This window comes from Streptomyces katrae, assembly GCF_000717655.1.
In the GTDB taxonomy this organism is placed as follows: domain Bacteria; phylum Actinomycetota; class Actinomycetes; order Streptomycetales; family Streptomycetaceae; genus Streptomyces; species Streptomyces katrae_B.
The window spans coordinates 304634-327458 of sequence record NZ_JNZY01000001.1 but is presented as its reverse complement, the minus strand read 5'-3'; the positions used below and the strand labels follow the sequence as shown (position 1 = coordinate 327458).

The following is a 22825-nucleotide window of genomic DNA, read 5'->3' as shown; positions in this document are numbered from 1 at the left end:
ATCTTTCCCGAGACGGCCGAAGCCCTTGAGGCCGTCGGCATCGTGTCCCCCTTCCCGATCCAGGAGATGACCCTCCCCGTCGCCCTTTCCGGCACGGACGTCATCGGCCAGGCGAAGACCGGAACCGGCAAGACGCTCGGTTTCGGCCTTCCGCTGCTGGAGCGGGTCGTCGTCCCCGCGGACGTCGAGGCCGGCCGGGCCACGCCCGCGCAGCTCACCGACTCCCCGCAGGCCCTCGTCGTCGTCCCGACGCGCGAGCTGTGCACCCAGGTCACCAACGACCTGCTGACCGCGGGCAAGGTCCGCAACGTCCGCGTCCTCGCCATATACGGCGGCCGCGCGTACGAGCCCCAGGTCGAGGCGCTCAAGAAGGGCGTCGACGTGATCGTCGGCACCCCGGGCCGCCTGCTCGACCTGGCCGGTCAGCGCAAGCTCGACCTGTCGCACGTCAAGGCCCTCGTCCTGGACGAGGCCGACGAGATGCTCGACCTGGGCTTCCTGCCCGACGTCGAGAAGATCATCAACTACCTGCCGGCCAAGCGTCAGACGATGCTGTTCTCGGCGACCATGCCGGGCGCGGTCATCGGCCTGGCCCGCCGGTACATGACGCAGCCGACGCACATCCGCGCCACCTCGCCCGAGGGTGAGGGCGTGACCGTCGCCAACATCAAGCAGCACGTCTTCCGTGCGCACAACATGGACAAGCCGGAGCTCGTCTCCCGCATCCTGCAGGCCGAGGGCCGCGGGCTGGCCATGATCTTCTGCCGTACCAAGCGCACCGCGGCCGACATCGCCGAGCAGCTGGAGAAGCGCGGCTTCGCGTCCGGAGCCGTCCACGGCGACCTGGGCCAGGGCGCCCGCGAGCAGGCGCTGCGCGCGTTCCGCAACGGCAAGGTCGACGTGCTGGTGTGCACCGACGTCGCCGCGCGCGGCATCGATGTCGAGGGCGTCACCCACGTCATCAACTACCAGACGCCGGAGGACGAGAAGACCTTCCTGCACCGCGTGGGCCGCACCGGCCGCGCGGGCAACAAGGGCATCGCCGTCACCCTGGTCGACTGGGACGACATCCCGCGCTGGCAGCTGATCAACAAGGCGCTCGAGCTGGACTTCCACGACCCGGTCGAGACGTACTCCACGTCTCCGCACCTGTTCGAGGAGATGAACATCCCGGCCGGCACCAAGGGCATCCTGCCGCGCGCCGAGCGCACGCGGGCCGGCCTGAAGGCCGAGGACCTCGAGGACCTGGGCGAGACCGGCGGCCGCGGTGGCCGCGGTGGCCGTGGCCCGGCCGCCGCCGCTGCTGCTGCTGCAGTGGTCGAGGACCGTCCCGCCCGTACGCGCACCCCGCGCCAGCGCCGCCGTACGCGCGGCGGGGCCGAGCTCGGTGCCGAGGACGCTGCCGTCACCCCCGTGGTCGAGGCCGAGGCCCCCGAGGCTCCGGCCGGCGACGAGCCGCGCAAGCCGCGGCGCCGCCGGACGCGTTCCGTGACGACGGCTGTCGCCGCTGCGGCTGCCGTGGCCGAGGCGGCCCCGGCCGCGACGGTCGTCGAGGCCGCCCCGGTGGCCCCGGTCGTCGTCGAGGCTCCCGCCGAGGAGGCCCCGGTCAAGGCGCGCCGGACCCGGACCCGCAAGGCCGCCGAGGCGCCGGCCGCAGCCGAGCCGGAGGCCCAGCAGCTTCCGCCGGCCGAGCCGGTCAACGCCGAGCCCGTCAAGGCCGAACCGGTCAGGGCCCGCCGGGTCCCGACCCAGAAGCCGGTCCTCGCCCAGGTGACCCCGATCGCCGAGGCTCCGGCCGCGGAGACGGTGGTCAAGGCCCGCCGGACCCGGACCCGCAAGGTCGTCGACGCGGCCCCGGAGCCGGACTTCCAGGTGGCCCCGCCGGTGGAGCCCCCGGTGAAGGCCCGCCGCACCGCCACCACCCGGACCCGCAAGGTCGCGGAGGCCGCTCCGGTCGCCGAGGCCGCCGCGGTGGCCGAGGAGGCCCCGGCCAAGCCGAAGCGCACCCGGACCCGCAAGGCCGCCGCTGCCGTCGTCGAGGCTGCGGCCGCGCCGGCCGCCGAGGAGGCCCCGGCCAAGCCGAAGCGCACCCGGACCCGCAAGGCCGTCGCGGAGACCGCGGAGGCCTGATCCCCCGCTCCGCCGTCCGGTGGCCCCGGTCCCCTTCCCAGGGGGCCGGGGCCATCGGCGTACCCGGGCTGGACAGGCCCTTACGGGCCGGTAACCTCTGGCCATGAGCAAGCCGCCCCGCCTCACGCTGCCGTCCGGTGCCCGCGCGCACGTCCTGTCCACCGCCCGCGGCGGGTTCGCCGTGCACGAGGCCGGCGAGCCGGTCCGCGGCACCGCCCTGCTGGTCCCCGGTTTCACCGGCAGCAAGGAGGACTTCATCGGCCTCCTCGAGCCGCTGGCCTGCGCCGGGTACCGGGTGGTCGCGGTCGACGGGCGTGGCCAGCACGAGAGCCCCGGACCGCGCGAGGAATCGGCGTACGCGCTGGAGGAGCTGGCGCTGGACGTCCTCGCCCAGGCCGCCGCGCTGGGCGGGGGTCCGGTCCACCTGGTCGGCCACTCGCTGGGCGGGCTGATCGCGCGGGCCGCCGTACTGCGCGACGCGGCGCCCTTCGCCTCCCTCACCCTGATGAGCAGCGGGCCCGCCGCGATCTCGGAGGCGCAGCAGGAGCGCACGAAGCTGCTGGTCGCCGCGCTGGAGGCGATGCGCGAAGACATGGCGGGCGTCTGGACGGCGATGCGGTCGTTCGACCCCGAGGACGCGGTGCCCGACACCCCCGAGCTCGCGGAGTTCCTGCGCGGGCGGTGGCTGGCCACGGTGCCCGAGCAGCTGATCGCCACGGGCCGGATCCTGGTCTCCGAGCCGGACCGGGTGGACGGACTGCGTGGCGTGGACCTGCCCAAGCTGGTGCTGTCCGGCGAGGTCGACTCGGCATGGCCGGTCCCGCTGATGGACGACATGACACATCGACTGGGCGCCGAGCGGGTTGTCGTACGGGGTACCGAGCACTCCCCCAATGCGGAGAACCCACAGGTCACAGCGGGTGCGCTGGCCACGTTCTGGGATGCCCACCCCCAGGTTTAGTTAGCGAATGAAAAAATTTCCTTAGCGTAGGGAATGTTTGCCTCTTACACTTCGTTGGAACAGTGCAAGGAGAACACTGACGAAGGGAGAAGCCCCATGCGCTTCGAGATTCTGCGCCTGGACGATGTCGACGGATCCGCCGTGGACAGCACCGTCGTGGACGCGGCCTCCGTCAACCGGATCGTGCAGCAGGCGGCCGCCGTAGGCCAGCGCATTCTGATCCGACCGGCCGAGAGTGCGTCCTCCTGACACCTCCGCACAAAGACGTCGACGCCCCCGCACCGATCCGGTGCGGGGGCGTTCGCGTACGCGGAGCCGGCCGGGCGCCGGTCAGGCGCCGTGCACGACCTGGAGCACGCCGTTGATGATCTGCTGGACGGCGATCGCGGAGAGCATCATGCCGGCGAGCCGTGTCACGAGGACGACGCCGCCGTCCTTGATGACCCGGATGATCACGAGCGAATAGCGCATCGTGAGCCACAGCACGACGTGCATGGCGATGATCGCCAGCCAGACCGAGACCTGGCCGGTGACGCCGTCCGCCTTCTGCACGGCGAGGATGACGGACACGATCGCACCGGGACCGGCCAGCAGCGGCATGCCGAGCGGGACGAGGGCGACGTTCACGTCCTTGGTCTGCTTGGGCTCGTCGGTCTTGCCGGTGAGCAGGTCGAGCGCGATGAGCAGGAGCAGCAGACCGCCCGCGATCATCAGCGCGGGGACGGAGACGTGCAGGTAGTCCAGGATCTGCTGGCCGCAGACACCGAAGACGGCGATGACGCCGAAGGCCACGCAGACGGCCTGCCAGGCCATGCGGCGCTGCACCTTGGCGGGGCGGCCGGAGGTCAGGGCGAGGAAGATCGGCGTGATCCCCGGGGGGTCCATAATCACAAAAAGCGTGAGAAATAGGGATCCGAAGACGGCGAAGTCGAACACAGTGATGCCTTGCAGGAGAGAGGGGTGTCACGAAGAAAGAAGAAGGGGCGGCGAGACGCGGTTACGCGCCGTTCGCTCCGCCGGCGCCCGGAACGGGGAAGGCCCCCGTCGCGCGGCGCGTGATCTCGCCGTAGATCTCGGGGTCGGTCGTGTACTCCCCGAGGCGGCAGGTCTTGCGGCTGCCGTGGTAGTCGCTGGACCCGGTCGCGAGGAGTCCGAGGTTGCCGGCCAGGGCGCGCAGCCGCGCGCGCGTGTCGGGGTCGTGGTCCATGTGGTCCACCTCGATCCCGTCCAGGCCTGCGGACGCGAGCTCGGCTATCGCGGACTCGGGCACGCACCGGCCGCGCTTGACGGCTGCGGGGTGCGCGAAGACGGTGACCCCGCCGGCCGCCTTGACGAGGCGGACGGCCTCGAACGGGTCCAGCTCGTGCTTCTCGGCGTACGCGCGGCCGCCGTCGGCCAGCCAGTCCGGCGTGAACGCGTCGGACACGGTGGGTACGACGCCCAGCTCGACGAGCGCGGTGGCGATGTGCGGCCGCCCGACGGAGCCTTCGCCGGCGATCCGGGACACCTGCTCCCAGGTGACGCCGACGCCGAGCTCCCGGAGCTTGCCGATCATGGCGTGGGCGCGCGGGGTGCGGTCGTCGCGGACGAGCTCCCGCTCCCGCGCCAGTGCGGGCTCCTCGGGGTCGAAGAGGTACGCGAGCATGTGCATCCCGATGCCGTCGAGCCGGCAGGACAGCTCCATGCCGGTGACGAGGGTGAGCCCGTGCGGCACCGCGGCGAGGGCTTCGGCGTATCCCCCGACGGTGTCGTGATCGGTGATGGCGACCACGTCCAGCCCGGCGGCGGCCGCATTGCGGACCAGCTCGGCGGGGGTGTCGGTCCCGTCGGAGGCCGTGGAGTGGGCGTGCAGATCGATGCGCACGGCCGGGGCTCCAGGGGTCTCGCGGGTACGGGGGGACACCCCAGGATACCGCCCGCCTGCCGCGCGGGCGCCACGCCACCCGACGCCCGGCCCCGGCAGGGGCCTTGGGGATGTCCGGCTACGGACCCAGGACGCGCGGGCTCAGGGCGCCGCACGGGAGGAGTTCGACCTCGGCGCCCGCGTCCCGCAGGTCCGTCAGCACCAGTTCGTCGTACATCAGCAGGCCCGACTGCTCCGGCCAGACCACGGCCCACAGCCACAGCCCGCGCGCCTCGCCGGCGAACACGGCCCGGTCCTCCGGGGCTCCCTTCACGTGCCACAGCGGCGTCGGGCGGCCCGCCGCGACGACCTTGGCGTGCGGAGGGGCCGAGACGTCGATGTACGTACCGGGGTCGGGCCCGTCGATCCCCGCGTAGCGCGCGCCGAGGCCGACCCCCAACTCCTCGGCGACCAGCAGCAGCTCCCCGATCCCGCCGAGCGGTCCGGGACCCGAGCAGGCCACCGCCGTCGCGCGGCCCCCGCTGCGGTCGTCACCGGCCGCCGCCACCCCGGTGAACAGCCACCCCACCGGCAGCGGCCACGGCATCCACACCGGCACCTCCGCCCGGTTCACCACGACGCCCAGGCCCTCGACGCTGGGTGGGATGACGGGCTGCAGGGGGTGCACCGTGCCATGCACCGCACACTGCCACGAGTCGGAGAAAAGCCCGGGCGCCCTGACCCGGCCACCGCACTTCGGGCAACTTGGTTCGCCCCTCATAAGAAGCCACGCTCCTCCCCGCCCGGCGCCCCGTCAAGACACGATCACCCGTCCGGATGTCTCAGTCCAGCGCCACGGCGGTACGAAGAGGATCCCGCAGATCCGTGCCGTGCGACAGCCAGCGTTCCTGCAGCGCCGCCGCGCCGTGCACGCGCTTCCACGCGGCCTCGTTCGCCGTCATCGGCAGGAGGGGGAGGAAGTGCACCGGGTCCATGGGCGCGTCGAGTTCCAGGTCTTCGACCAGTCCGCCCGGCTCCGCGACGAGTACGGAGGTGAAGGGCGCCCCGTCCCACAGCGGGCCGCCGACGTCGAGCGAGGCGCCGGGGGCCACGACCAGCCCCTCCACCTGCGGCGAGGCGCCCAGCACCGCCAGGGGCCGCAGCAGCTTGTCGGTGGGCGCCAGGCCCGCCCGTACGGTCAGCACGAGCTCGGCGCGCGGTCCGCGCAGCGGGTCGGCGACCACGGCGGTCGGGTCGGCCATCGGGTGCGCGGACATGCCGAGGGTCGCGTACCGCACGAGGTCGCCCTCGGCGAAGCGGAGTACTTCGATGCGGTCGGTGCCGAGGAAGGTGACGGCGGCGCGGGCGTCGGGTTCGCCGAGTGCGCTGCGGAGCCGGGCTTCGACGAGAGCCAGAATTTCTGCCATGAAGCGAGCATAGAACTCGTATGAGGCGGGTAAAGGGCGGGTCTTGACCATCCGTCGGCTGATAATGTTGACCGCTGGTCGGGGCCACACTCCTGAGGAGTTGTTTCGGGGCGTCCGACGACAGGACGTCCTCCACGGGGGACCGGCCGGAGGAGGTGGGGCTGCAATGGATCGAAGTCGATCGTGCAGTACCAACCGCTCTTCCACTCCCGGTACGGGCACGTTCCAGCCCGTTTGATCATCTGATCAGTCGAAGAGCGACGGCAGAACTTTGTCCTCCCGTCCTGTTCCTTCCGTCTGCCCGGCCCTGCCCGCCGGCGGCGGCGGAAGGCCTCCCACCCGTACGGTCCGCAGCCGTGCGTGCGAAGGAGCCTGCCATGTCGATGCTGCCCTACCTGCGTGCCGCCGTACGTCCGGCCCTGCGCAGGTCCACCCCGGCCCAGCCCGGCTACGACACCACCCGCGACCCGTCCGCGAGCAGTGCGGTCGTCGACTGCGCCGTGTACCGCGACGGCCGACGCGCCCTGGGATCGGCCCGTCTGACGCCGCGTGAGGCCATGGCCCGGGTGCGCGAGGGCGGTGGCTTCGCGTGGATCGGCCTGCACGAGCCGACCGAGGCGGAGTTCGCGGGGATCGCCGCCACGTTCGGGCTGCACCCGCTCGCCGTGGAGGACGCGGTGCACGCGCACCAGCGGCCGAAGCTGGAGCGCTACGACGACACGCTCTTCACCGTCTTCAAGACCATCCACTACGTGGAGCACGCCGAACTGACCGCCACCAGCGAGGTGGTGGAGACCGGCGAGGTGATGTGCTTCACCGGCCCGGACTTCGTCATCACGGTCCGGCACGGCGGCCAGGGCTCCCTCAAGGGGCTGCGCCACCGGCTCCAGGACGACCCCGGGCTGCTGGCCGTGGGCCCTTCCTCGGTCCTGCACTCCATCGCCGACCACGTCGTCGACGGGTACATCGCGGTCGCGGCGGCCGTCCAGGACGACATCGACGAGGTGGAGAGCGCGGTCTTCGCCGCACCCGCAAAGGGCGGTGCGCGCGGCGGCGACGCGGGTCGCATCTACCAGCTCAAGCGCGAGGTACTGGAGTTCAAGCGGGCCGTCGCCCCGCTGCTGCGGCCGATGGAGCTGCTGAGCGAGCGCCCGATGCGGCTGGTGGACCCGGCCATCCAGAAGTACTTCCGCGACGTCGCCGACCACCTGGCGCGGGTGCACGAGCAGGTCGTCGGCTTCGACGAGCTGCTGAACTCGATCCTCCAGGCCAACCTGGCCCAGGCGACGGTCGCCCAGAACGAGGACATGCGCAAGATCACCTCCTGGGCGGCGATCATCGCCGTCCCGACGATGATCTGCGGGGTCTACGGGATGAACTTCGAGCACATGCCGGAGCTCCAGTGGCGCTACGGCTATCCGATGGTGATGGCGACGATCGTCGGCATCTGCTTCACCATCCACCGCGCCCTGCGCCGCCACGGCTGGCTTTAGAGGGTGCCTTGAGGCTTCGCCGTCGGCTCCGGGGGCACCCCCTACTCTGGTGCGCATGACTCTCAGCACGCTCGACCTGGCCCTCGTCGAGGAGGCCACCAAGAAGTCCGGCCTGATCTGGGTCCGCGGCTCCGGGGCCGACCGGGCCCTGTGGCACGCCTGGGTGGACGGCGCGGCCCACGTGCTGGGCGACGGCCCCGGTGAGCAGCCGTTCCCGGGTCTCGCGGACGGCGCGGCCGCCGAGGTGACCGTACGCAGCAAGGACAAGGGCGGCCGGCTCGTGGCCTGGACCGCGACCGTACGGGAGCTCGCGCCCCGCGGCGAGGAGTGGCAGGCCGCCGTCGCCGAGCTCAAGGGGAAGCGGCTGAACGCGCCCGACTCGGAGGAGATGACCGAGCGGTGGGCGCGCGAGTGCCGGCTGCTGCGGCTCGAGCCGGTGACGGCGAGCACCGACCTCCCGGGCGGATCGCTTGCCGCGGCCCCGCTGGGCTCGCCGGCGGTCACCCGCCGCCCCATCCCGGCCGCCCTGCCGAAGCTGCTGCTCAAGCGGAAGAAGGCGGCCCGCTAGGGACGGTCCTATTTCTTGGGGCCTTCCGGGCGCTCGGCTACTTCGTCGGGTTCGACCCCTGGCCGGAGGCCTTGCTCGGGGCCGGGGCGGGCGCCCCGCCCTGATCCTTGGTCGTCGGCATCTGGGACCCGTAGTCGACCGTCTGGTCCTGCGCGGGTGCCTCCAGCGGGAACGCCTTGCCCCACTCGGCGAGGTCGACCCGGCCGGCCCCGCCGGCCCGCTCCAGGCGCAGCGGGTACGGGGTCCCCTCCAGGGAGACCGACAGCTTGCCGCCCTTGCCCTTGTCCGCCGTGACCAGGACCGCTCGGGTGGGCCCGACCTTGGTGTAGTCGCCCTTGGCGAGCTTGCCGTCGAGTCCGAGCAGCCCGTCGAGCAGGACGTGCATGTCGGTGAACCCGCGGAACTGCTTGTACGTGGGGTCGCTCTCGGGCACCTTCACGTACTTGTCGCCGAGCTTGCCGGCCGAGTCGGACTTGCCCCAGAAGGCGGCACTCGCCTTGAGGTAGAGCTGCTCCCCGACCCGCAGCACCTGGAAGGTGTCCTCCTGCGACTTCACCTCACCGGAGCCGCCGTCCTTCCCCAGCCGCATGTCGAGCGTGAAGGACTTGCCGCCGCTGACGAGCGTGCCGGACAGGTGGACCGAGTCTGCGGCGCCGGCCGCGGCCTTGGCCTTGTCCTCGATCTGGTCGGCGGAGAGCTTGCCGACCCCGTTGGTGCCCTCGTCGGGGTCCGCGCCGCAGCCCGCGCCGGTGACGGCCAGGCCCGCGAACAGGACACCGGCGAAGGCCGCCCGGCGCAGCCGTGCGGCGGGGAGGTAGGCGGTCACGGGCAGGTGCCTCTCGTCGTGCGTCTTCGAGCAGCAGGCAGCGTACCCGCCCGTAGCGACCGTGCCGGGCGGGTGGTCGGCCTACCCGGGCACGCCCGGCCGGCCCGCCTCCCCAGGCTGCGCACGGGCGGACCGCCCCACCAGGACGGTCTCCCGCGGCACGGGCTAGCCTGAGGGGCGGCAGGACTGAGGATCGACGCTCTAGGAGGCGCTCGCATGGCTGGTGGCGCCCCGCGGATCTTCGTCTCGCATCTGTCGGGTGTGCCCGTTTTCGACCCCAACGGCGACCAGGTCGGCCGCGTCCGCGACCTCGTCGCGATGCTGCGCGTCGGAGGCCGTCCGCCGCGGCTGCTGGGCCTGGTGGTCGAGGTGGTCAGCCGGCGCCGGATCTTCCTCCCGATGACCCGGGTGACGGGCGTGGAGTCGGGTCAGGTCATCACCACCGGCGTCGTCAACATGCGGCGCTTCGAGCAGCGGCCCACCGAGCGGCTGGTCCTCGGCGAACTGCTGGACCGCCGCGTGAAGCTGGGCACCACCGGCGAGGAGGTCACCGTCCTCGACGTGGCCATCCAGCAGCTGCCGGCCCGCCGCGACTGGGAGATCGACAAGATCTTCGTACGCAAGGGCAAGGGCGGCGCGCTGCGCCGGCGCGGCGAGACCCTGACCGTGGAGTGGTCGGCGGTGACCGGTTTCTCGCTGGAGGAAGAGGGCCAGGGCGCCGAAAGCCTGGTGGCCACCTTCGAGCAGATGCGCCCGGCCGATGTGGCGAACGTCCTGCACCACCTGACGCCGAAGCGGCGCGCCGAGGTGGCCAACGCCCTCGACGACGACCGTCTCGCGGACGTCATGGAGGAGCTGCCCGAGGACGAGCAGGTGGAGATCCTCGGCAAGCTGAAGGAGGAGCGCGCCGCCGACGTCCTGGAGGCGATGGACCCGGACGACGCGGCCGACCTGCTCTCGGAGCTCCCGGAGGACGACAAGGAGCGGCTGCTGACGCTGATGCAGCCGGACGACGCGGCCGACGTGCGCCGTCTGCTGTCGTACGAGGAGAACACCGCGGGCGGCCTGATGACCACCGAGCCGATCGTGCTGCGCCCCGACGCGACGGTCGCGGACGCGCTGGCCCGCGTACGGCAGGCGGACCTGTCGCCGGCGCTGGCCGCACAGGTCTACGTGTGCCGGCCGCCGGACGAGACGCCGACGGGCAAGTACCTGGGCACGGTGCACTTCCAGCGGCTGTTGCGGGACCCTCCGTTCACGCTGGTGAGCTCGATCGTGGACGCGGGCCTGCCGCCGCTGCGTCCGGACGCCTCGCTGCCCCAGGTGACGAGCTATCTCGCCGCCTACAACATGGTGGCGGTACCGGTCGTCGACGAGAGCGGTTCGCTGCTGGGCGCGGTGACCGTGGACGACGTACTGGACCACCTGCTGCCGGACGACTGGCGGGAGACGGACTACCACGCCGAGGAGGTCCCGGGTGCCCGGTGAGCGACGGGGTGAGCCGGCGCGCGAACGCCGCCGCGAGCAGATCCGCGTGCGGCGCGAGCTGGCGCGCGAGCACGCCCGCGAGCACGCGCGCGAGCAGGGGCTCACGGGCCGCGAGGAGGAGTTGGCCGAGCGGTTGCGGGCCAGGACGGCCGCTTCCGCGACCGGGTCGACCGCGCTGACCCGGTCGCCCCGGGGGCGGTTGGACCAGCCCCGGACGGACCGGCGCAGGCTGCTGCCGGTCTACGACCCGGAGGCGTTCGGGCGGCTGTCGGAGCGGGTGGCGCGGTTCCTCGGCACGGGCCGGTTCATCGTCTGGATGACGCTGGTCATCATCCTGTGGGTGCTGTGGAACATCTTCGCGCCGGACCACCTGCGCTTCGACCAGTACCCGTTCATCTTCCTGACGCTGATGCTGTCGCTGCAGGCCTCGTACGCCGCCCCGCTGATCCTGCTCGCGCAGAACCGGCAGGACGACCGGGACCGGGTGAACCTGGAGCAGGACCGCAAGCAGAACGAGCGCTCCATCGCCGACACCGAGTACCTGACCCGGGAGATCGCCGCGCTGCGGATGGGTCTGGGCGAGGTCGCGACCCGCGACTGGATCCGGTCGGAGTTCCAGGACCTGATCAAGGAGATGGACGAGCGGCGGCTATTCCCGCTCGAGAGTGACGAAGGCGACCGCTAGCGGCCTTTCCTGAGGCAGGCTACCGAGCCGTACCATCGGGGCATGGCTACCGACACAAGCTCCGCCGCCGTGCCTGAGCAGGATGCGATCCTCGACGCGCTGGCGACGGTGAACGACCCCGAGATCCACCGGCCGATCACCGAGCTCGGCATGGTCAAATCGGTGGAGATCGGCGACGGCGGCGACGTCGCCGTCACGGTCTACCTGACGGTGTCGGGCTGTCCCATGCGCGAGACGATCACCAAGAACGTCACCGAGGCCGTCGAGCGGGTCGCGGGCGTCACGTCGGTCGCCGTCACGCTGGACGTGATGAGCGACGAGCAGCGCAAGGAGCTGGCGGCCACGCTGCGCGGCGGGACCGCCGAGCGCGAGGTCCCGTTCGCCAAGCCGGGCTCGCTGACCCGCGTCTACGCGGTCGCGTCCGGCAAGGGCGGCGTGGGCAAGTCGTCCGTGACGGTGAACCTGGCCGCGGCGATGGCCGCGGACGGCCTGAAGGTCGGCGTCGTGGATGCGGACATCTACGGCCACAGCGTGCCGCGCATGCTCGGTGTGGACGGCCGCCCGACCCAGGTCGAGAACATGATCATGCCGCCGTCCGCGAACGGCGTGAAGGTCATCTCCATCGGCATGTTCACCCCGGGCAACGCGCCGGTCGTGTGGCGCGGTCCGATGCTGCACCGGGCCCTCCAGCAGTTCCTGGCGGACGTGTTCTGGGGCGACCTGGACGTGCTGCTGCTGGATCTGCCGCCGGGTACGGGTGACATCGCGATCTCCGTGGCGCAGCTGGTGCCGAACGCGGAGATCCTGGTCGTGACCACCCCGCAGCAGGCTGCGGCCGAGGTCGCGGAGCGGGCCGGCTCGATCGCCGTGCAGACGCACCAGAAGATCGTCGGCGTGGTCGAGAACATGTCCGGGCTGCCGTGCCCGCACTGCGACGAGATGGTCGACGTGTTCGGCTCGGGCGGTGGCCAGAAGGTCGCCGACGGCCTCACCAAGACGGTCGGCGCGACGGTCCCGGTGCTCGGCTCCATCCCGATCGACGTACGGCTGCGCGAGGGCGGCGACGAGGGCAAGCCGGTCGTCCTGTCCGACCCGGACTCCCCGGCCGGTGCGGCGCTGCGCTCGATCGCGGGCAAGCTGGGCGGCCGCGCCCGCGGCCTGGCCGGCATGTCCCTGGGCATCACCCCGCGCAACAAGTTCTGACCCGCACCGTACGACGTGAAGGGCACCGCCGGCCGCGGTGCCCTTTCCCGTACCCGGGCTACTCGTACGACGCGATGTCGCCGATCACCGAGAAGCCGAGCCCGTACGCGCTCATCCCCCGCCCGTACGCGCCCAGGTGCACGCCACCCGGCGTGGAACCGGCGAGCACCCAGCCGAACTCCGACTCGCGGTAGTGGAACGGCGTCGGCTCCCCGTCGACCGGGAGCGAGAGCGTCGACCAGTCCGCGCCGTCGAGGTCGTCGGCGAGCTCCCACGCGGCCTCGGTCTGCTGGTCGAGCCAGTCGTCGCGCAGGGTGTGGTCCATCTGGCCGGGCCAGCTGTACGCCAGCAGTCCGGAGCCGGCCAGCCAGGCCGCCGAGGAGACCGAGGTGGCCTCCAGGACTCCGGTGCCGTCGCTGCTGCGGCGCAGCGGGTTGCTCGCGACGGTGACGACCACCGCGAAGCGCTCCTTCTCGCCGGTGGCGAGCTCCCCGCGCGCGGAGGGCTCGTCGCCGTGGCCGGTGGAACCGTGCTCGACGCTGCCGTCCGCGCCGGTGCCCACCTGCATGAGCCAGCGGGGGCCGGTGAAGGCTCCGTCCAGCCCGTACCAGGGAAAATCGGCCCGCAGGTACCCCTCGGCCGTCCGGCGGCCCGTGGAGACGGGCGCGGCGGCCTCCTGGGGCTGCGCGGCGGCGGGCTGCGGTGATGCAGCCGCCGGCTCTGCCGGTGCGGCGGCTGGTTCCGCCGGTTCTGCTGGTGCGGCGGCGGGAGCGGGCGCCTCGGCGGGCTGCACCCCTACCCGGCTACTGCTCGTCGTCTCCATCGATGCGGCCTCTCGTTCCGTGGGGTCCGGAACGCGCCCTCCCCCACATCTCGTCGGGGGGACCCCCACCCTGGGGCGTCCTGGGTCCGGACTCATGGAGGATAGCCACCGGACCCCGGATCACCGGGGAAGGCTCGAATCAGGGGGTGTCTTGTCGGACACTCCCTAGGTGGCGTCGGCGTCGTAGGGGGTGCGCTGTTCGGCGGCCGGGGCGGCGGGCTTCTTCAGCAGGTCCGGGCCGGTGGCGGCGGGCGCGGCGGAGGTGCCGGCGGCGGCCGGGGCGGCCGGCTCCCTGCTGTTGACGGCGTCCGTGACGTCGTTCAGCTCCTTGCGGAGATCGAAGGTGCTGCGGATCTCCTTGAGGTCCTCGTTCTCGCTCAGCTGCTTGCGGATGAACGTCTTCGGGTTCAGGTCCTCGAACTCGAAGTCCTTGAACTCGGGACCGAGTTCGGAGCGGATGTCCTGCTTCGCACTGTCGGAGAACGCGCGGATCTTCCGGATGACCCCGGTGACGTCCTGGATCACCTTCGGCAGTTTGTCCGGGCCGAAGACGAGGATGGCGAGCACCACGATCGTGACCAGCTCGAGTGCGCCTATGTCGTTGAACACCTTGCCGCTCCTCGGCTCTCTTCACTTCGGGCCACGACACACGGTACCCGGCGTTGCCGACGGGCCCCTACATCGGTGCGCCATCGGCCTGGGATTCTCCGTATGGTCATGATCCGTTCGCCGAACCGAGGACGAGTTCCAGGGTGCGCTCCCGGCCGTCGCGCAGCACCGTCAGGGTGAGCGGATCACCCGGGCGGTGGGCCCGGATCTTGATGACGAGCTCGTCGCCGCCGTGCACGCGGACGCCGTCCACCTTGGTGATCACGTCGCCGCCCTGGATCCCTGCGCGGGCACCCGGGCCGTCGGCGGTGACGGCCGGCTTGCCGCCCTCGCCCTTGGTGGCGACGCGGGCCCCGTCGCCGGTGTACTCCATGTCGAGGGTGACGCCGATGACGGGGTGGGTGGCGCGGCCGGTGCGGATGAGCTCCTCGGCGACGCGCTTGCCCTGGTTGACCGGGATGGCGAAGCCGAGCCCGATGCTGCCGCTCTGCTTCGCGCGCTCCTCGCCGTCTCCGCCTGCGTCGGCCCCGCGGATCGCACTGTTGATGCCGATCACGCGGGCCTTGGCGTCGAGGAGGGGGCCGCCGGAGTTGCCGGGGTTGATGGGGGCGTCGGTCTGGAGGGCGTCGACGTAGCTGATGTCGCTGCCGTCGCCCTTGTCGCCGCCCGCGGTGATGGGCCGGCCGGTGGCGCTGATGATGCCGGCGGTGACGGTGTTGGAGAGGTCGAAGGGCGCGCCGATGGCCACCACCGGGTCGCCGACCTGCACGTTCTCGGAGTTCCCGAGGGAGAGCGGCTGCAGGCCCCGTACGCCTTCGACCTTCACGACGGCCAGGTCGTAGCCGCTGTCCCGGCCGACCAGTTCGGCGGCGACGCTCTCGCCGGTGCTGAAGGTGACCGTTATGTCCTTGGCGTCGGAGACGACGTGGTTGTTGGTGAGGATGTGGCCCTGCGGGTCGAGCACGAACCCGGTTCCGGTACCGCTGCCGCCGGTGCCGCGGACGTGCAGGGTCACGACGCCGGGCAGCGCGGTGGCGGCGATCCCGGCGACGCTGTCGGGGGCCCGGCCCTTGCTCTCCACGGCGGCCTGCGGGAGTTCGAGGCGGGTGCTGGTCTGCCGTTCGGCCAGGACGCCGAGCCAGCCGCCGATGCCGCCGGCGAGGAGGGCCGTGCCGAGGCTGAGGGCGACGGCATGCCGGAGCCGGATGCCGCGCCCGCCGGGCGCTTTCCCCTGGTCGGCGACCTGGAGCGGCCGCTCGCCCCACGGGTCGTACCGCGGCCCCGGCACCGTCGCCTGGGGCGCGGGCCCGTCCGCCGGATCGGAGCCTGCGCCCGGTTCCGCCGCCGGCCCGGGCTCCGCCCCGGCCGCTGCGTCGGGGCCGGCTGGGCGGCTCCACCACGACGGAGCCGTGTCGGACTGCTGCTGGTCGGCCATGGGCACTCCCCGGGGTACCTGTAGCACCGCCGGGCGGCGCATCTGCCGCAGATTCAACCAGGTCCCCGGCCCCTCGGGGGCCACACCCCCGCTTCCCGGACCCCGCCGGCCTGGGGTGCCTCCCAGCGGTAGCTGGGGGAGGGGCTTCGACGACACCCCCTAAGGCGTCAGCGGGTCAGGGAGACCGGGCGGGGCGAGGCGGAGATCGAGGGGTGGACCGGTGGCAGCGGGCCGGTGGGACGCGGGCCGGCGACGAACCCGGGGCTCGGCGCCCGGTCCCGGACCACCGCATCGGCCACCGACACCGCGGGACCGGGCCGCGTCGCCGGGGCCTCGCCGCGCACGTTCGGCTCGAGGGTGTCGACCGGCAGCGAACCGCCCAGCGCGATCGCGGCCAGCGAGACCGCCCCGGCCGCCACGAACGCGAAGCGGCGGCGCGGCCGCCCCACCTCGTGGATGCGGAAGCCCTGCTGCGGTGCGGTCGGCGGCACGTACCCGAAGAGCTCCGCCCCCGGCGGACTCTGCGGACCCGGCGGACCGGACGGCCCGTCGGGACCGTCGCCCGGCAGCCCCTGCAACCGGGCCAGCAGTCCGGCCGACAGCGGCGGCGGCGCGCTCTCCACGAAAAGACTCTTCACACGGCGCTGCGCATCGGCCTCGGCCTTGCACTTGGCACACGTGGCCAGATGCGCCAGGACCCGCTCGCGCGCGTCATGGCTCAGCTCCCCGTCGACCAGCGCGGCGAGACGGTCGCCCAGGTGCTGTTCGGCAGGAGACGGACTGACTCCGCTCACTCGGCTCCGCCCTCTCCCCCGGCGCCCGGCGCGCCCACCGCCACTCCCGCCAGCGCCCGCTGCTCGGCACGGGCCTCGGGAGACCGGTGCTTGAGCGCCTTGCGCAGATGCGAACGGCCCCGGTGGATACGGCTGCGCACGGTGCCGAGCTTCACTCCCAGCGTGGCGGCGATCTCCTCGTACGAGAGGCCCTCGATGTCGCACAGCACCACGGCCGCGCGGAACTCGGGCGCAAGGGTGTCCAGCGCCTGCTGCACGTCCGCGTCGAAGTGGGTGTCGTGGAGGACCTGCTGCGGGGACGGCTCACGGCTCGGCAGCCGCTCGGCCGCGTCGTCGCCGAGGGCGTCGAAGCGGATCCGCTGCTTGCGGCGGACCATGTCCAGGAACAGGTTGGTGGTGATCCGGTGCAGCCAGCCCTCGAACGTGCCCGGCGTGTACGTGGACAGCGAGCGGAAGACGCGGACGAAGACCTCCTGCGTCAGGTCCTCGGCGTCGTGCTGGTTACCCGTCAGACGGTAGGCAAGGCGGTAGACCCGTGCACTGTGTGTGCTGACGATCTCCTCCCATGAGGGAGGGGTCCACGCCTGGGTGCCCGCATCGGCGGCAAAGGTCGCGGTGGTTGCGGTCGCGGCAACGTGGAAGCGGTCAGCAATGTTGGTCACGGATTTCGGCTCACCCGCCGACCAGAGGAGGCGTCTGAATACGCCTCCACGATCCACAGGCGCAGCCGCACCTCCCCTATCGGCTCTGGTGGTGTCCAGTGGAGTCCCTACCATAGCCACCCCTCCCGTCAGCTCCGGATAAGCATTTTTGCATTAACTTTGCACGTGCCTTCGACACGCCGGGCCGTCGATCTGCCCGGTGCCGTCCCCATCTATCCCGGCTGCGCCCCGCCCTTACGCCCCCTTTTGCCTCGCTGGGTGTTTCCGCCGCCGTTTTCTTCAACGCCCGGTCCCATCTGCGGGTTCCCGACGTCAACGGATACAGTCACCGTTGCGCCAACTATGGGGACAGGAGAGGGTCATTACCGGCAACCGGCAGACGAGCTGGGCGTTCGCCGACGCGTTTGTCGCCGAGGACGACGCTCTGCGGTGGGCCCGCGACCGGGCCAGGGAAGCGGGCCTGCGCTCCGTCTCCCCGGGCACCGGGGCCGCGCTGCGCCTGCTCGCCGCCACCGCGGACGCCAAGGCGGTCGCCGAGATCGGCACCGGCACCGGCGTCTCCGGCATCCACCTCCTCCACGGCATGCGCCCCGACGGGGTGCTGACCACCGTGGATCCCGAGGCCGACCGGCAGGCCTTCGCCCGTCAGGCCTTCCGCGCCGCCGGATTCGCGGGCAACCGCGCCCGGTTCATCCCCGGCCGCGCACTCGACGTGCTCCCCCGGCTCGCCGACGGCGGGTACGACCTCGTCTTCTGCGACGGGGACCCGTCCGAGTCCCTCGACTACCTCGCCGAATCGTTGCGCCTGCTGCGCCCCGGCGGGCTGGTGTGCTTCGAGGGGGTCTTCTCCGACGGCCGCACCGTCGACTCGGCGGCCCAGCAGGTCGAGGTGATGCGCGTACGGGAGCTGCTGCGCAGCGTCCGGGAGAGCCCGGCACTGGAGGCGGCCCTGCTCCCGGTGGGCGACGGCCTGCTCTGCGCGGTCCGGCGCTGAGGCCCTCGCGACTCGGCGGGACCGGCTCAGCTCAGGAGCAGGAAGGTGAGCGCCGACGCACCGCCCAGCGCCGTGCCGGCGAGGAGTTGCGCCGGGGTGTGCGCCCGCAGCACCAGCCGGGACCAGGCGACGGCCGCGGCGATCAGGGCCGCCGGGAGCACCCGCGGGCCGAAGACGAGCAGCAGGATCATCGCGGCGCCGCCGGCCACCGACATGTGGATCGATATCTGCCAGCCGATCGTCACCAGCAGGGACGACACGAGGCCCACGAGCATCGCGACGACGAGCGCGAACACCTCGCCCGGCGCGCCGAGGAAGCGCAGCAGCGTGACCCCGGCGACCACGGAGACGAGGCTCAGGGCCATCGGGACGACCCGCTGCCCGCGCACCCGGATGTGCTGGTCGGTCAGCGCCCCCCCGCCGGACGCCGGAGGCGATGATCCCGATCGGGACGACGCCGCAGAACAGGGCGGCGAGCAGGCCCCAGCCGAGACCGGTCCACGACGCAGTGCTGTGCCATCCGATGAGCAGCAGCAGGGCGACGACCATGTTCGCCGGCGCCAGTCCGTCGGAGACGACGCGGGCGGCCTTCTGGCGGGGAGTGCAGTCGGCGAAGGCCGGCGGCGCGGGCGGGGAGAAGGTCACGACGGGCTCCGCGGGGCGCAGGGTTCGGTGCGGGACGAGGCCCCTGGAGTCGAGGCCCCCCGCAGACCCGTCCCCGGACACGACACAACGCTGCCCCGGCCGCTCATCGCGGTCGGGGCAGCGCAGAGTATGCAGAAAAAGCAGAAGGTGGCAGTGCTGTCAGCGGATCAGCCGACGACCTTCTTCAGGGCGTCACCCAGGGCGTCCGCCTCGTCCGGAGTCAGCTCGACGACAAGCCGACCGCCGCCCTCGAGCGGTACGCGCATGACGATGCCCCGCCCCTCCTTGGTGACCTCGAGCGGGCCGTCGCCCGTCCGCGGCTTCATGGCCGCCATGCTCGTTCCCCTTCCTGAAACCAGCTCATCGTCAGCCGACGGCCCCATTCAGGCGCCTGGAACCCGGCATCGAACACATTGCTTCCTGGCCATTATCCCGCATGTCAGGACCCGATGACCAACATCGGCAGGGAACGCTTGCGCAACGCGCTCGGCCAAAACCACTCATTTCGGGGACGTGCCTGCGATACTTCGCCGCCGCACCCGGCGTGTGCCCTCCGCTTTCTTTGACGCACATCACATGCCCCGGGACGGTCCGGTCCGCCATGCTGGCCCTTGCACCGGCCGGTACCGGCCGGTAGCCAAGCCCGCGACGAAGGGGGACCCCCTGCCATGGCCGACAGCGTGCTCTACGAAGTGACCGACGGACTCGCAAAGATCACGATCAACCGTCCCGACGCCATGAACGCGATGAACACCGAGGCCAAGGTGGCGCTCCGCGACGCGGTCCAGGCGGCGGCCGCGGACACGGCCGTCCGGGCGGTGCTGCTGACCGCGGCCGGCAACCGGGCGTTCTGCGTCGGCCAGGACCTCAAGGAACACATCGGGAACCTGGCGGCGGACCGCAAGAACGGGTCCTCGCTGACGATGAGCACGGTCGCGGACCACTACAACCCGATCGTGCGCGCCCTGACCGAGATGCCCAAGCCGGTGGTGGCGGGCGTCAACGGCGTCGCGGCGGGAGCGGGCTTCGGCTTCGCGCTCGCGGCGGACTTCCGGGTCGTCGCCGACACGGCCTCCTTCAACACCTCCTTCGCGGGGGTGGCGCTCACCGCGGACTCGGGCGTCTCCTGGACCCTCCCCCGCCTGATCGGCGCCTCCCGGGCCTCCGACCTGCTGCTCTTCCCCCGCTCCGTGAAGGCGCAGGAGGCGTACGAGCTCGGCATCGTGAACCGCCTGGTCCCCTCGGACTCCCTGCACGCCGAGGCCGAGGCGGTGGCCCGCACGCTGGCGGCCGGCCCGACGGTGGCCTACGCGGCCCTGAAGGAGTCCCTGGCCTACGGCGCCGGCCACTCGCTGGCGGAGGCCCTGTCCCACGAGGACACCCTGCAGGCCCGCGCGGGCGCCTCCGAGGACCACTCCATCGCCGTCGAGGCCTTCCTCGCCAAGCAGCCGCCGAAGTACCTGGGCCGCTGAGCCCCGGCCCGCCTGCCCCCGCCGTCCCCGCCTCAGGCGGGGGTACGGGCGGCGCAGGCGGCCAGGTGGTCGTTGACCAGCCCGCAGGCCTGCATCAGGGCGTAGGCCGTCGTGGGGCCGACGAAGCGGATCCCGGCCTTCTTCAGGGCCTTGGACAGGGCCGTGGACTCGGGCGTCACCGCCGGGACCTCCGAGATCGTCGCGGGGGCCGGGCGGCCCGGCTCCGGCGCGTGCGACCAGATCAGGGCGTCCAGCTCGCCCGGCTCCCACCCCGCCAGGACCTTCGCGTTGGCGAGCGTGGCATCGATCTTGGCCCGGTTGCGGATGATCCCCTCGTCGGCGAGCAGCCGCTCCGCGTCGGCCGGGCCGAATTCCGCGACCTCGGCGATCACGAACCCCGCGAAGGCCTTGCGGAAGCCCTCCCGCCGCCGCAGGATCGTCAGCCAGGACAGCCCGGACTGGAAGGCCTCCAGGCACAGCCGCTCGTACAGGGCGTCGTCCCCGTGCACCGCTCGGCCCCACTCCGTGTCGTGGTACGCGATGTAGTCCTCGGTGGCCAGCGCCCAGGGGCAGCGCAGGTCCCCGTCCGGACCCGCGACGGCCGTCACTGCTCCTCCTTGTGCAGGTCGACCGCGCCGGCCTGCGCCTGCGCGCGGCTGTGCGCGGCCGCGGCCGTGAGCTCCGCGATCCGCGCGTCCCGCTCGGCGAGCTCCGCCGCGAGCCGCTCCAGTACGTCGTCCACCTCGGCCATGCGGTACCCCCGCGGGGCGACCGGCAGCCGCAGTGCGTCGATGTCGGCCCGTACGACCGGGCGGCTCTCCGGCAGCGCGTCGGCCACCCGGTCCGGCTCCGCGTCCGGCAGCACGGCCTCGGAACCACCGCCCACCACGGCCAGGGTGACCGCGGCGACGACCACGACCAGCGCGATCAGCAAGAACCAGAACACGAGCAACTCCCTGAGAGACATCGGGCCACCGGCCACCAGGTTAAGGTCGCAGCGAGGCGCGAGGGCCGCCGGAGGAGGAAAGAACGGGATGCTGCGACTGGGCAGGCGCGAGTTCGACACCCACGAGCCGGTGATCATGGCCATCGTGAACCGGACTCCGGACTCCTTCTACGACCAGGGCGCGACGTTCCGCGACGAGCCCGCGCTGGACCGGGTCGAGCAGGCGGTCGCCGAGGGCGCCGCGATCATCGACATCGGCGGGGTCAAGGCGGGCCCGGGCGAGCACGTGGACGCGGCCGAGGAGGCCCGGCGCACGGTCGGCTTCGTGGCGGAGGTACGGCGCCGCCACCCGGACGTGGTGATCAGCGTCGACACCTGGCGGCACGAGGTCGGCGAGGCGGTCTGCGAAGCCGGGGCCGACCTCCTGAACGACGCCTGGGGCGGCGTGGACCCGAAGCTGGCGGAGGTCGCCGCCCGGCACGGCGTCGGCCTGGTCTGCACCCACGCGGGCGGGGTCGAGCCGCGTACCCGGCCGCACCGGACCACGTACGACGACGTGGTGGCGGACATCCTGCGCGTCACGGTGGGCCTCGCCGAACGGGCCGCCGCACTCGGCGTCCGCCGGGACGCGATCATGATCGACCCGGGCCACGACTTCGGGAAGAACACCCGCCACTCGCTGGAGGCCACCCGCCGCCTGGGCGAGATGACGGACACGGGCTGGCCGGTGCTGGTCTCGCTGTCCAACAAGGACTTCGTCGGCGAGACCCTCGACAAGCCGGTCAAGGAGCGCCTGCTGGGCACCCTGGCCACCACGGCCGTCTCCGCCTGGCTGGGCGCCCAGGTCTACCGCGTCCACGAGGTCGCGGAGACCAGGCAGGTCCTGGACATGGTCCGCTCGATCCAGGGCCACCGGCCGCCCGCGGTGGCGCGCCGCGGACTGGCCTGAGCCGCAGCAGTACCGAAGTGAAGCGGCGCCCCCGGCGGTCGCCCGCCGGGGGCTCGCGTGGCGGCGCGGCTACTTGCCGACTTCCTTGGTGACGAGCGCGATCGCCTCGTCCACGTCGTCCGTGACGTGGAACAGGTAGAGGTCGCGCTCCGAGGCCTTGCCCTGCGCGATCACCGTGTTCTTGAGCCAGTCGATCAGGCCGGACCAGTACTCCGACCCGAACAGCACGATCGGGAACCGGGTGATCTTCTGGGTCTGGACGAGGGTCAGCGCCTCGAACAGCTCGTCCAGCGTGCCGAGTCCGCCCGGCAGGACCACGAAGCCCTGGCTGTACTTCACGAACATCGTCTTGCGGACGAAGAAGTACCGGAAGTTCAGCCCGAGGTCCACGTGCTGGTTGAGCCCCTGCTCGAAGGGCAGCTCGATGCCCAGGCCCACGGAGATGCCGTTGGCCTCCCGGGCGCCCTTGTTGGCCGCTTCCATCGCGCCCGGGCCGCCGCCCGTGATCACCGCGAAGCCCGCCTCGACGAGCGCGCTGCCGATCTGCACGCCGGCCTCGTACTCCGGCGAGCCGGCGGGCGTACGGGCCGAGCCGAACACGCTGATCGCCGGCGGCAGCTCCGCCAGCGTGCCGAAGCCCTCGATGAACTCCGACTGGATGCGCAGGACCCGCCAGGGATCGGTGTGCACCCACTCGGAAGGCCCGGCCGAATCCAGCAGCCGCTGGTCCGTCGTACTGCCCGCCTGCACCTGGCTCCGCCTGCGCAGCACCGGCCCGAGCTGCTGCTCCTCGGGCCGACGACGAGCGTTGCCATCGGGGTTGCCCATGATGTGCTCCCTCCTGCTGATCGTTGGATCAGGGTAGGCGCACA

Annotated in this window: 25 protein-coding genes and 1 pseudogene; 11 read left to right on the top strand and 15 right to left on the bottom strand. The window is 72.3% G+C overall.

Annotation, left to right across the window (positions count from 1 at the left end; all coding sequences use genetic code 11):
- The first annotated feature begins 42 nt into the window (after positions 1-42).
- The 3 genes from IF09_RS0101585 (at position 43) to IF09_RS46205 (ending at position 3340) form a co-directional block, all read left to right on the top strand.
- Entirely contained in the window at positions 43-2130 is a 2088-nt protein-coding gene (locus IF09_RS0101585) for a DEAD/DEAH box helicase (RefSeq protein ID WP_030291172.1), read from the top strand.
- Between the two features lie 103 nt (positions 2131-2233).
- A complete protein-coding gene (locus tag IF09_RS0101580; RefSeq protein ID WP_030291170.1) occupies positions 2234-3091 on the top strand; it encodes an alpha/beta fold hydrolase in 858 nt (285 codons plus the stop codon).
- A gap of 96 nt (positions 3092-3187) precedes the next feature.
- Positions 3188-3340: a hypothetical protein gene (locus IF09_RS46205; RefSeq protein ID WP_166663124.1), complete on the top strand. Its 153-nt coding sequence runs from the start codon at positions 3188-3190 to the stop codon at positions 3338-3340.
- Positions 3341-3421: 81 nt separating this feature from the next.
- On the opposite strand, the gene IF09_RS0101570 is transcribed toward IF09_RS46205, so the two are convergent.
- From IF09_RS0101570 to IF09_RS0101555, 4 genes are all read right to left on the bottom strand, one after another.
- Entirely contained in the window at positions 3422-4027 is a 606-nt protein-coding gene (locus IF09_RS0101570) for a MarC family protein (protein ID WP_030291168.1), read from the bottom strand.
- 61 nt (positions 4028-4088) lie between these two features.
- On the bottom strand, positions 4089-4955 hold the full coding sequence (locus IF09_RS0101565; RefSeq protein ID WP_030291164.1) for a PHP domain-containing protein: 867 nt from the start codon (positions 4953-4955) through the stop codon (positions 4089-4091).
- 118 nt (positions 4956-5073) lie between these two features.
- On the bottom strand, positions 5074-5715 hold the full coding sequence (locus tag IF09_RS0101560) for a DUF6758 family protein (protein ID WP_037633637.1): 642 nt from the start codon (positions 5713-5715) through the stop codon (positions 5074-5076).
- Positions 5716-5776: 61 nt separating this feature from the next.
- Complete coding sequence (locus IF09_RS0101555) at positions 5777-6361, bottom strand: suppressor of fused domain protein (protein WP_030291161.1); 585 nt, start codon at positions 6359-6361, stop codon at positions 5777-5779.
- Between the two features lie 377 nt (positions 6362-6738).
- Between IF09_RS0101555 and IF09_RS0101550 the strand changes: the two genes are divergently transcribed.
- Together IF09_RS0101550 and IF09_RS0101545 are read left to right on the top strand one after the other, a co-directional pair.
- Positions 6739-7854 (top strand): magnesium and cobalt transport protein CorA, encoded by a 1116-nt coding sequence (locus IF09_RS0101550; protein WP_030291158.1) that lies wholly within the window; start codon positions 6739-6741, stop codon positions 7852-7854.
- Positions 7855-7909: 55 nt separating this feature from the next.
- On the top strand, positions 7910-8422 hold the full coding sequence (locus tag IF09_RS0101545; RefSeq protein WP_030291156.1) for a hypothetical protein: 513 nt from the start codon (positions 7910-7912) through the stop codon (positions 8420-8422).
- Between the two features lie 37 nt (positions 8423-8459).
- Here IF09_RS0101545 and IF09_RS0101540 read toward each other — a convergent pair whose 3' ends face one another.
- Positions 8460-9248 (bottom strand): hypothetical protein, encoded by a 789-nt coding sequence (locus IF09_RS0101540; RefSeq protein ID WP_234320852.1) that lies wholly within the window; start codon positions 9246-9248, stop codon positions 8460-8462.
- 216 nt (positions 9249-9464) lie between these two features.
- On the opposite strand from IF09_RS0101540, the gene IF09_RS0101535 reads away from it, so the two are divergent.
- The 3 genes from IF09_RS0101535 (at position 9465) to IF09_RS0101525 (ending at position 12624) form a co-directional block, all read left to right on the top strand.
- The gene (locus IF09_RS0101535) at positions 9465-10736 is read left to right on the top strand and encodes a magnesium transporter MgtE N-terminal domain-containing protein (protein ID WP_030291154.1); all 1272 of its coding nucleotides are present in this window, start codon (positions 9465-9467) and stop codon (positions 10734-10736) included.
- A gap of 121 nt (positions 10737-10857) precedes the next feature.
- Positions 10858-11421 (top strand): DUF1003 domain-containing protein, encoded by a 564-nt coding sequence (locus IF09_RS0101530; RefSeq protein WP_030291152.1) that lies wholly within the window; start codon positions 10858-10860, stop codon positions 11419-11421.
- A gap of 87 nt (positions 11422-11508) precedes the next feature.
- The gene (locus tag IF09_RS0101525; protein ID WP_030291150.1) at positions 11509-12624 is read left to right on the top strand and encodes an Mrp/NBP35 family ATP-binding protein; all 1116 of its coding nucleotides are present in this window, start codon (positions 11509-11511) and stop codon (positions 12622-12624) included.
- Between the two features lie 58 nt (positions 12625-12682).
- Here the strand turns inward: IF09_RS0101525 and IF09_RS0101520 are convergent, their stop codons facing one another.
- The 5 genes and pseudogenes from IF09_RS0101520 to sigE form a co-directional block, all read right to left on the bottom strand.
- On the bottom strand, positions 12683-13447 hold the full coding sequence (locus IF09_RS0101520; RefSeq protein ID WP_030291148.1) for a hypothetical protein: 765 nt from the start codon (positions 13445-13447) through the stop codon (positions 12683-12685).
- Between the two features lie 165 nt (positions 13448-13612).
- Positions 13613-14056: a sec-independent translocase gene (locus IF09_RS0101515; RefSeq protein WP_030291146.1), complete on the bottom strand. Its 444-nt coding sequence runs from the start codon at positions 14054-14056 to the stop codon at positions 13613-13615.
- Positions 14057-14162: 106 nt separating this feature from the next.
- Complete coding sequence (locus IF09_RS0101510) at positions 14163-15491, bottom strand: trypsin-like peptidase domain-containing protein (protein ID WP_030291144.1); 1329 nt, start codon at positions 15489-15491, stop codon at positions 14163-14165.
- 335 nt (positions 15492-15826) lie between these two features.
- A pseudogene (locus IF09_RS39820) lies at positions 15827-16285 on the bottom strand (zf-HC2 domain-containing protein); the annotation flags it as partial.
- Entirely contained in the window at positions 16282-17061 is a 780-nt protein-coding gene (gene sigE, locus IF09_RS0101500) for an RNA polymerase sigma factor SigE (protein WP_199920381.1), read from the bottom strand. The pseudogene IF09_RS39820 and the gene sigE, both read right to left, overlap by 4 nt.
- A 217-nt stretch (positions 17062-17278) precedes the next feature.
- Between sigE and IF09_RS0101495 the strand changes: the two genes are divergently transcribed.
- Positions 17279-17941: an O-methyltransferase gene (locus tag IF09_RS0101495; RefSeq protein ID WP_030291138.1), complete on the top strand. Its 663-nt coding sequence runs from the start codon at positions 17279-17281 to the stop codon at positions 17939-17941.
- Positions 17942-17967: 26 nt separating this feature from the next.
- On the opposite strand, the gene IF09_RS46705 is transcribed toward IF09_RS0101495, so the two are convergent.
- Together IF09_RS46705 and IF09_RS42505 are read right to left on the bottom strand one after the other, a co-directional pair.
- Positions 17968-18330 (bottom strand): phosphatase PAP2 family protein, encoded by a 363-nt coding sequence (locus IF09_RS46705; protein WP_234320850.1) that lies wholly within the window; start codon positions 18328-18330, stop codon positions 17968-17970.
- 423 nt (positions 18331-18753) lie between these two features.
- The gene (locus IF09_RS42505) at positions 18754-18921 is read right to left on the bottom strand and encodes a DUF3117 domain-containing protein (protein ID WP_003966491.1); all 168 of its coding nucleotides are present in this window, start codon (positions 18919-18921) and stop codon (positions 18754-18756) included.
- A 333-nt stretch (positions 18922-19254) separates the two neighbouring features.
- Here IF09_RS42505 and IF09_RS0101480 point away from each other — a divergent pair, with 333 nt between their 5' ends.
- Positions 19255-20058, top strand: coding sequence for an enoyl-CoA hydratase/isomerase family protein (locus IF09_RS0101480; RefSeq protein WP_030291136.1), 804 nt, complete (start codon positions 19255-19257; stop codon positions 20056-20058).
- A 32-nt stretch (positions 20059-20090) separates the two neighbouring features.
- On the opposite strand, the gene IF09_RS0101470 is transcribed toward IF09_RS0101480, so the two are convergent.
- The gene (locus IF09_RS0101470; RefSeq protein ID WP_030291134.1) at positions 20091-20666 is read right to left on the bottom strand and encodes a DNA-3-methyladenine glycosylase I; all 576 of its coding nucleotides are present in this window, start codon (positions 20664-20666) and stop codon (positions 20091-20093) included.
- Positions 20663-21010, bottom strand: coding sequence for a DivIVA domain-containing protein (locus IF09_RS0101465; RefSeq protein ID WP_030291133.1), 348 nt, complete (start codon positions 21008-21010; stop codon positions 20663-20665). The genes IF09_RS0101470 and IF09_RS0101465 overlap by 4 nt, the downstream gene beginning before the upstream one ends.
- A gap of 82 nt (positions 21011-21092) precedes the next feature.
- On the opposite strand from IF09_RS0101465, the gene folP reads away from it, so the two are divergent.
- Positions 21093-21953: a dihydropteroate synthase gene (folP, locus tag IF09_RS0101460; protein ID WP_030291132.1), complete on the top strand. Its 861-nt coding sequence runs from the start codon at positions 21093-21095 to the stop codon at positions 21951-21953.
- A gap of 69 nt (positions 21954-22022) precedes the next feature.
- Here the strand turns inward: folP and IF09_RS0101455 are convergent, their stop codons facing one another.
- Positions 22023-22781 (bottom strand): TIGR00730 family Rossman fold protein, encoded by a 759-nt coding sequence (locus IF09_RS0101455; RefSeq protein WP_030291130.1) that lies wholly within the window; start codon positions 22779-22781, stop codon positions 22023-22025.
- Positions 22782-22825: the final 44 nt, after the last annotated feature.

Coding starts and splice junctions, on each gene's coding strand:
- IF09_RS0101510 (WP_030291144.1), bottom strand. CDS start 15,491: ATGGCCGACCAGCAGCAGTCCGACACGGCTCCGTCGTGGTGGAGCCGC.
- IF09_RS42505 (WP_003966491.1), bottom strand. CDS start 18,921: ATGGCGGCCATGAAGCCGCGGACGGGCGACGGCCCGCTCGAGGTCACC.
- IF09_RS0101580 (WP_030291170.1), top strand. CDS start 2,234: ATGAGCAAGCCGCCCCGCCTCACGCTGCCGTCCGGTGCCCGCGCGCAC.
- sigE (WP_199920381.1), bottom strand. CDS start 17,061: ATGGTAGGGACTCCACTGGACACCACCAGAGCCGATAGGGGAGGTGCG.
- IF09_RS0101545 (WP_030291156.1), top strand. CDS start 7,910: ATGACTCTCAGCACGCTCGACCTGGCCCTCGTCGAGGAGGCCACCAAG.
- IF09_RS0101480 (WP_030291136.1), top strand. CDS start 19,255: ATGGCCGACAGCGTGCTCTACGAAGTGACCGACGGACTCGCAAAGATC.
- IF09_RS0101455 (WP_030291130.1), bottom strand. CDS start 22,781: ATGGGCAACCCCGATGGCAACGCTCGTCGTCGGCCCGAGGAGCAGCAG.
- folP (WP_030291132.1), top strand. CDS start 21,093: ATGCTGCGACTGGGCAGGCGCGAGTTCGACACCCACGAGCCGGTGATC.
- IF09_RS0101555 (WP_030291161.1), bottom strand. CDS start 6,361: ATGGCAGAAATTCTGGCTCTCGTCGAAGCCCGGCTCCGCAGCGCACTC.
- IF09_RS46205 (WP_166663124.1), top strand. CDS start 3,188: ATGCGCTTCGAGATTCTGCGCCTGGACGATGTCGACGGATCCGCCGTG.
- IF09_RS0101550 (WP_030291158.1), top strand. CDS start 6,739: ATGTCGATGCTGCCCTACCTGCGTGCCGCCGTACGTCCGGCCCTGCGC.
- IF09_RS0101560 (WP_037633637.1), bottom strand. CDS start 5,715: ATGAGGGGCGAACCAAGTTGCCCGAAGTGCGGTGGCCGGGTCAGGGCG.
- IF09_RS0101535 (WP_030291154.1), top strand. CDS start 9,465: ATGGCTGGTGGCGCCCCGCGGATCTTCGTCTCGCATCTGTCGGGTGTG.
- IF09_RS0101520 (WP_030291148.1), bottom strand. CDS start 13,447: ATGGAGACGACGAGCAGTAGCCGGGTAGGGGTGCAGCCCGCCGAGGCG.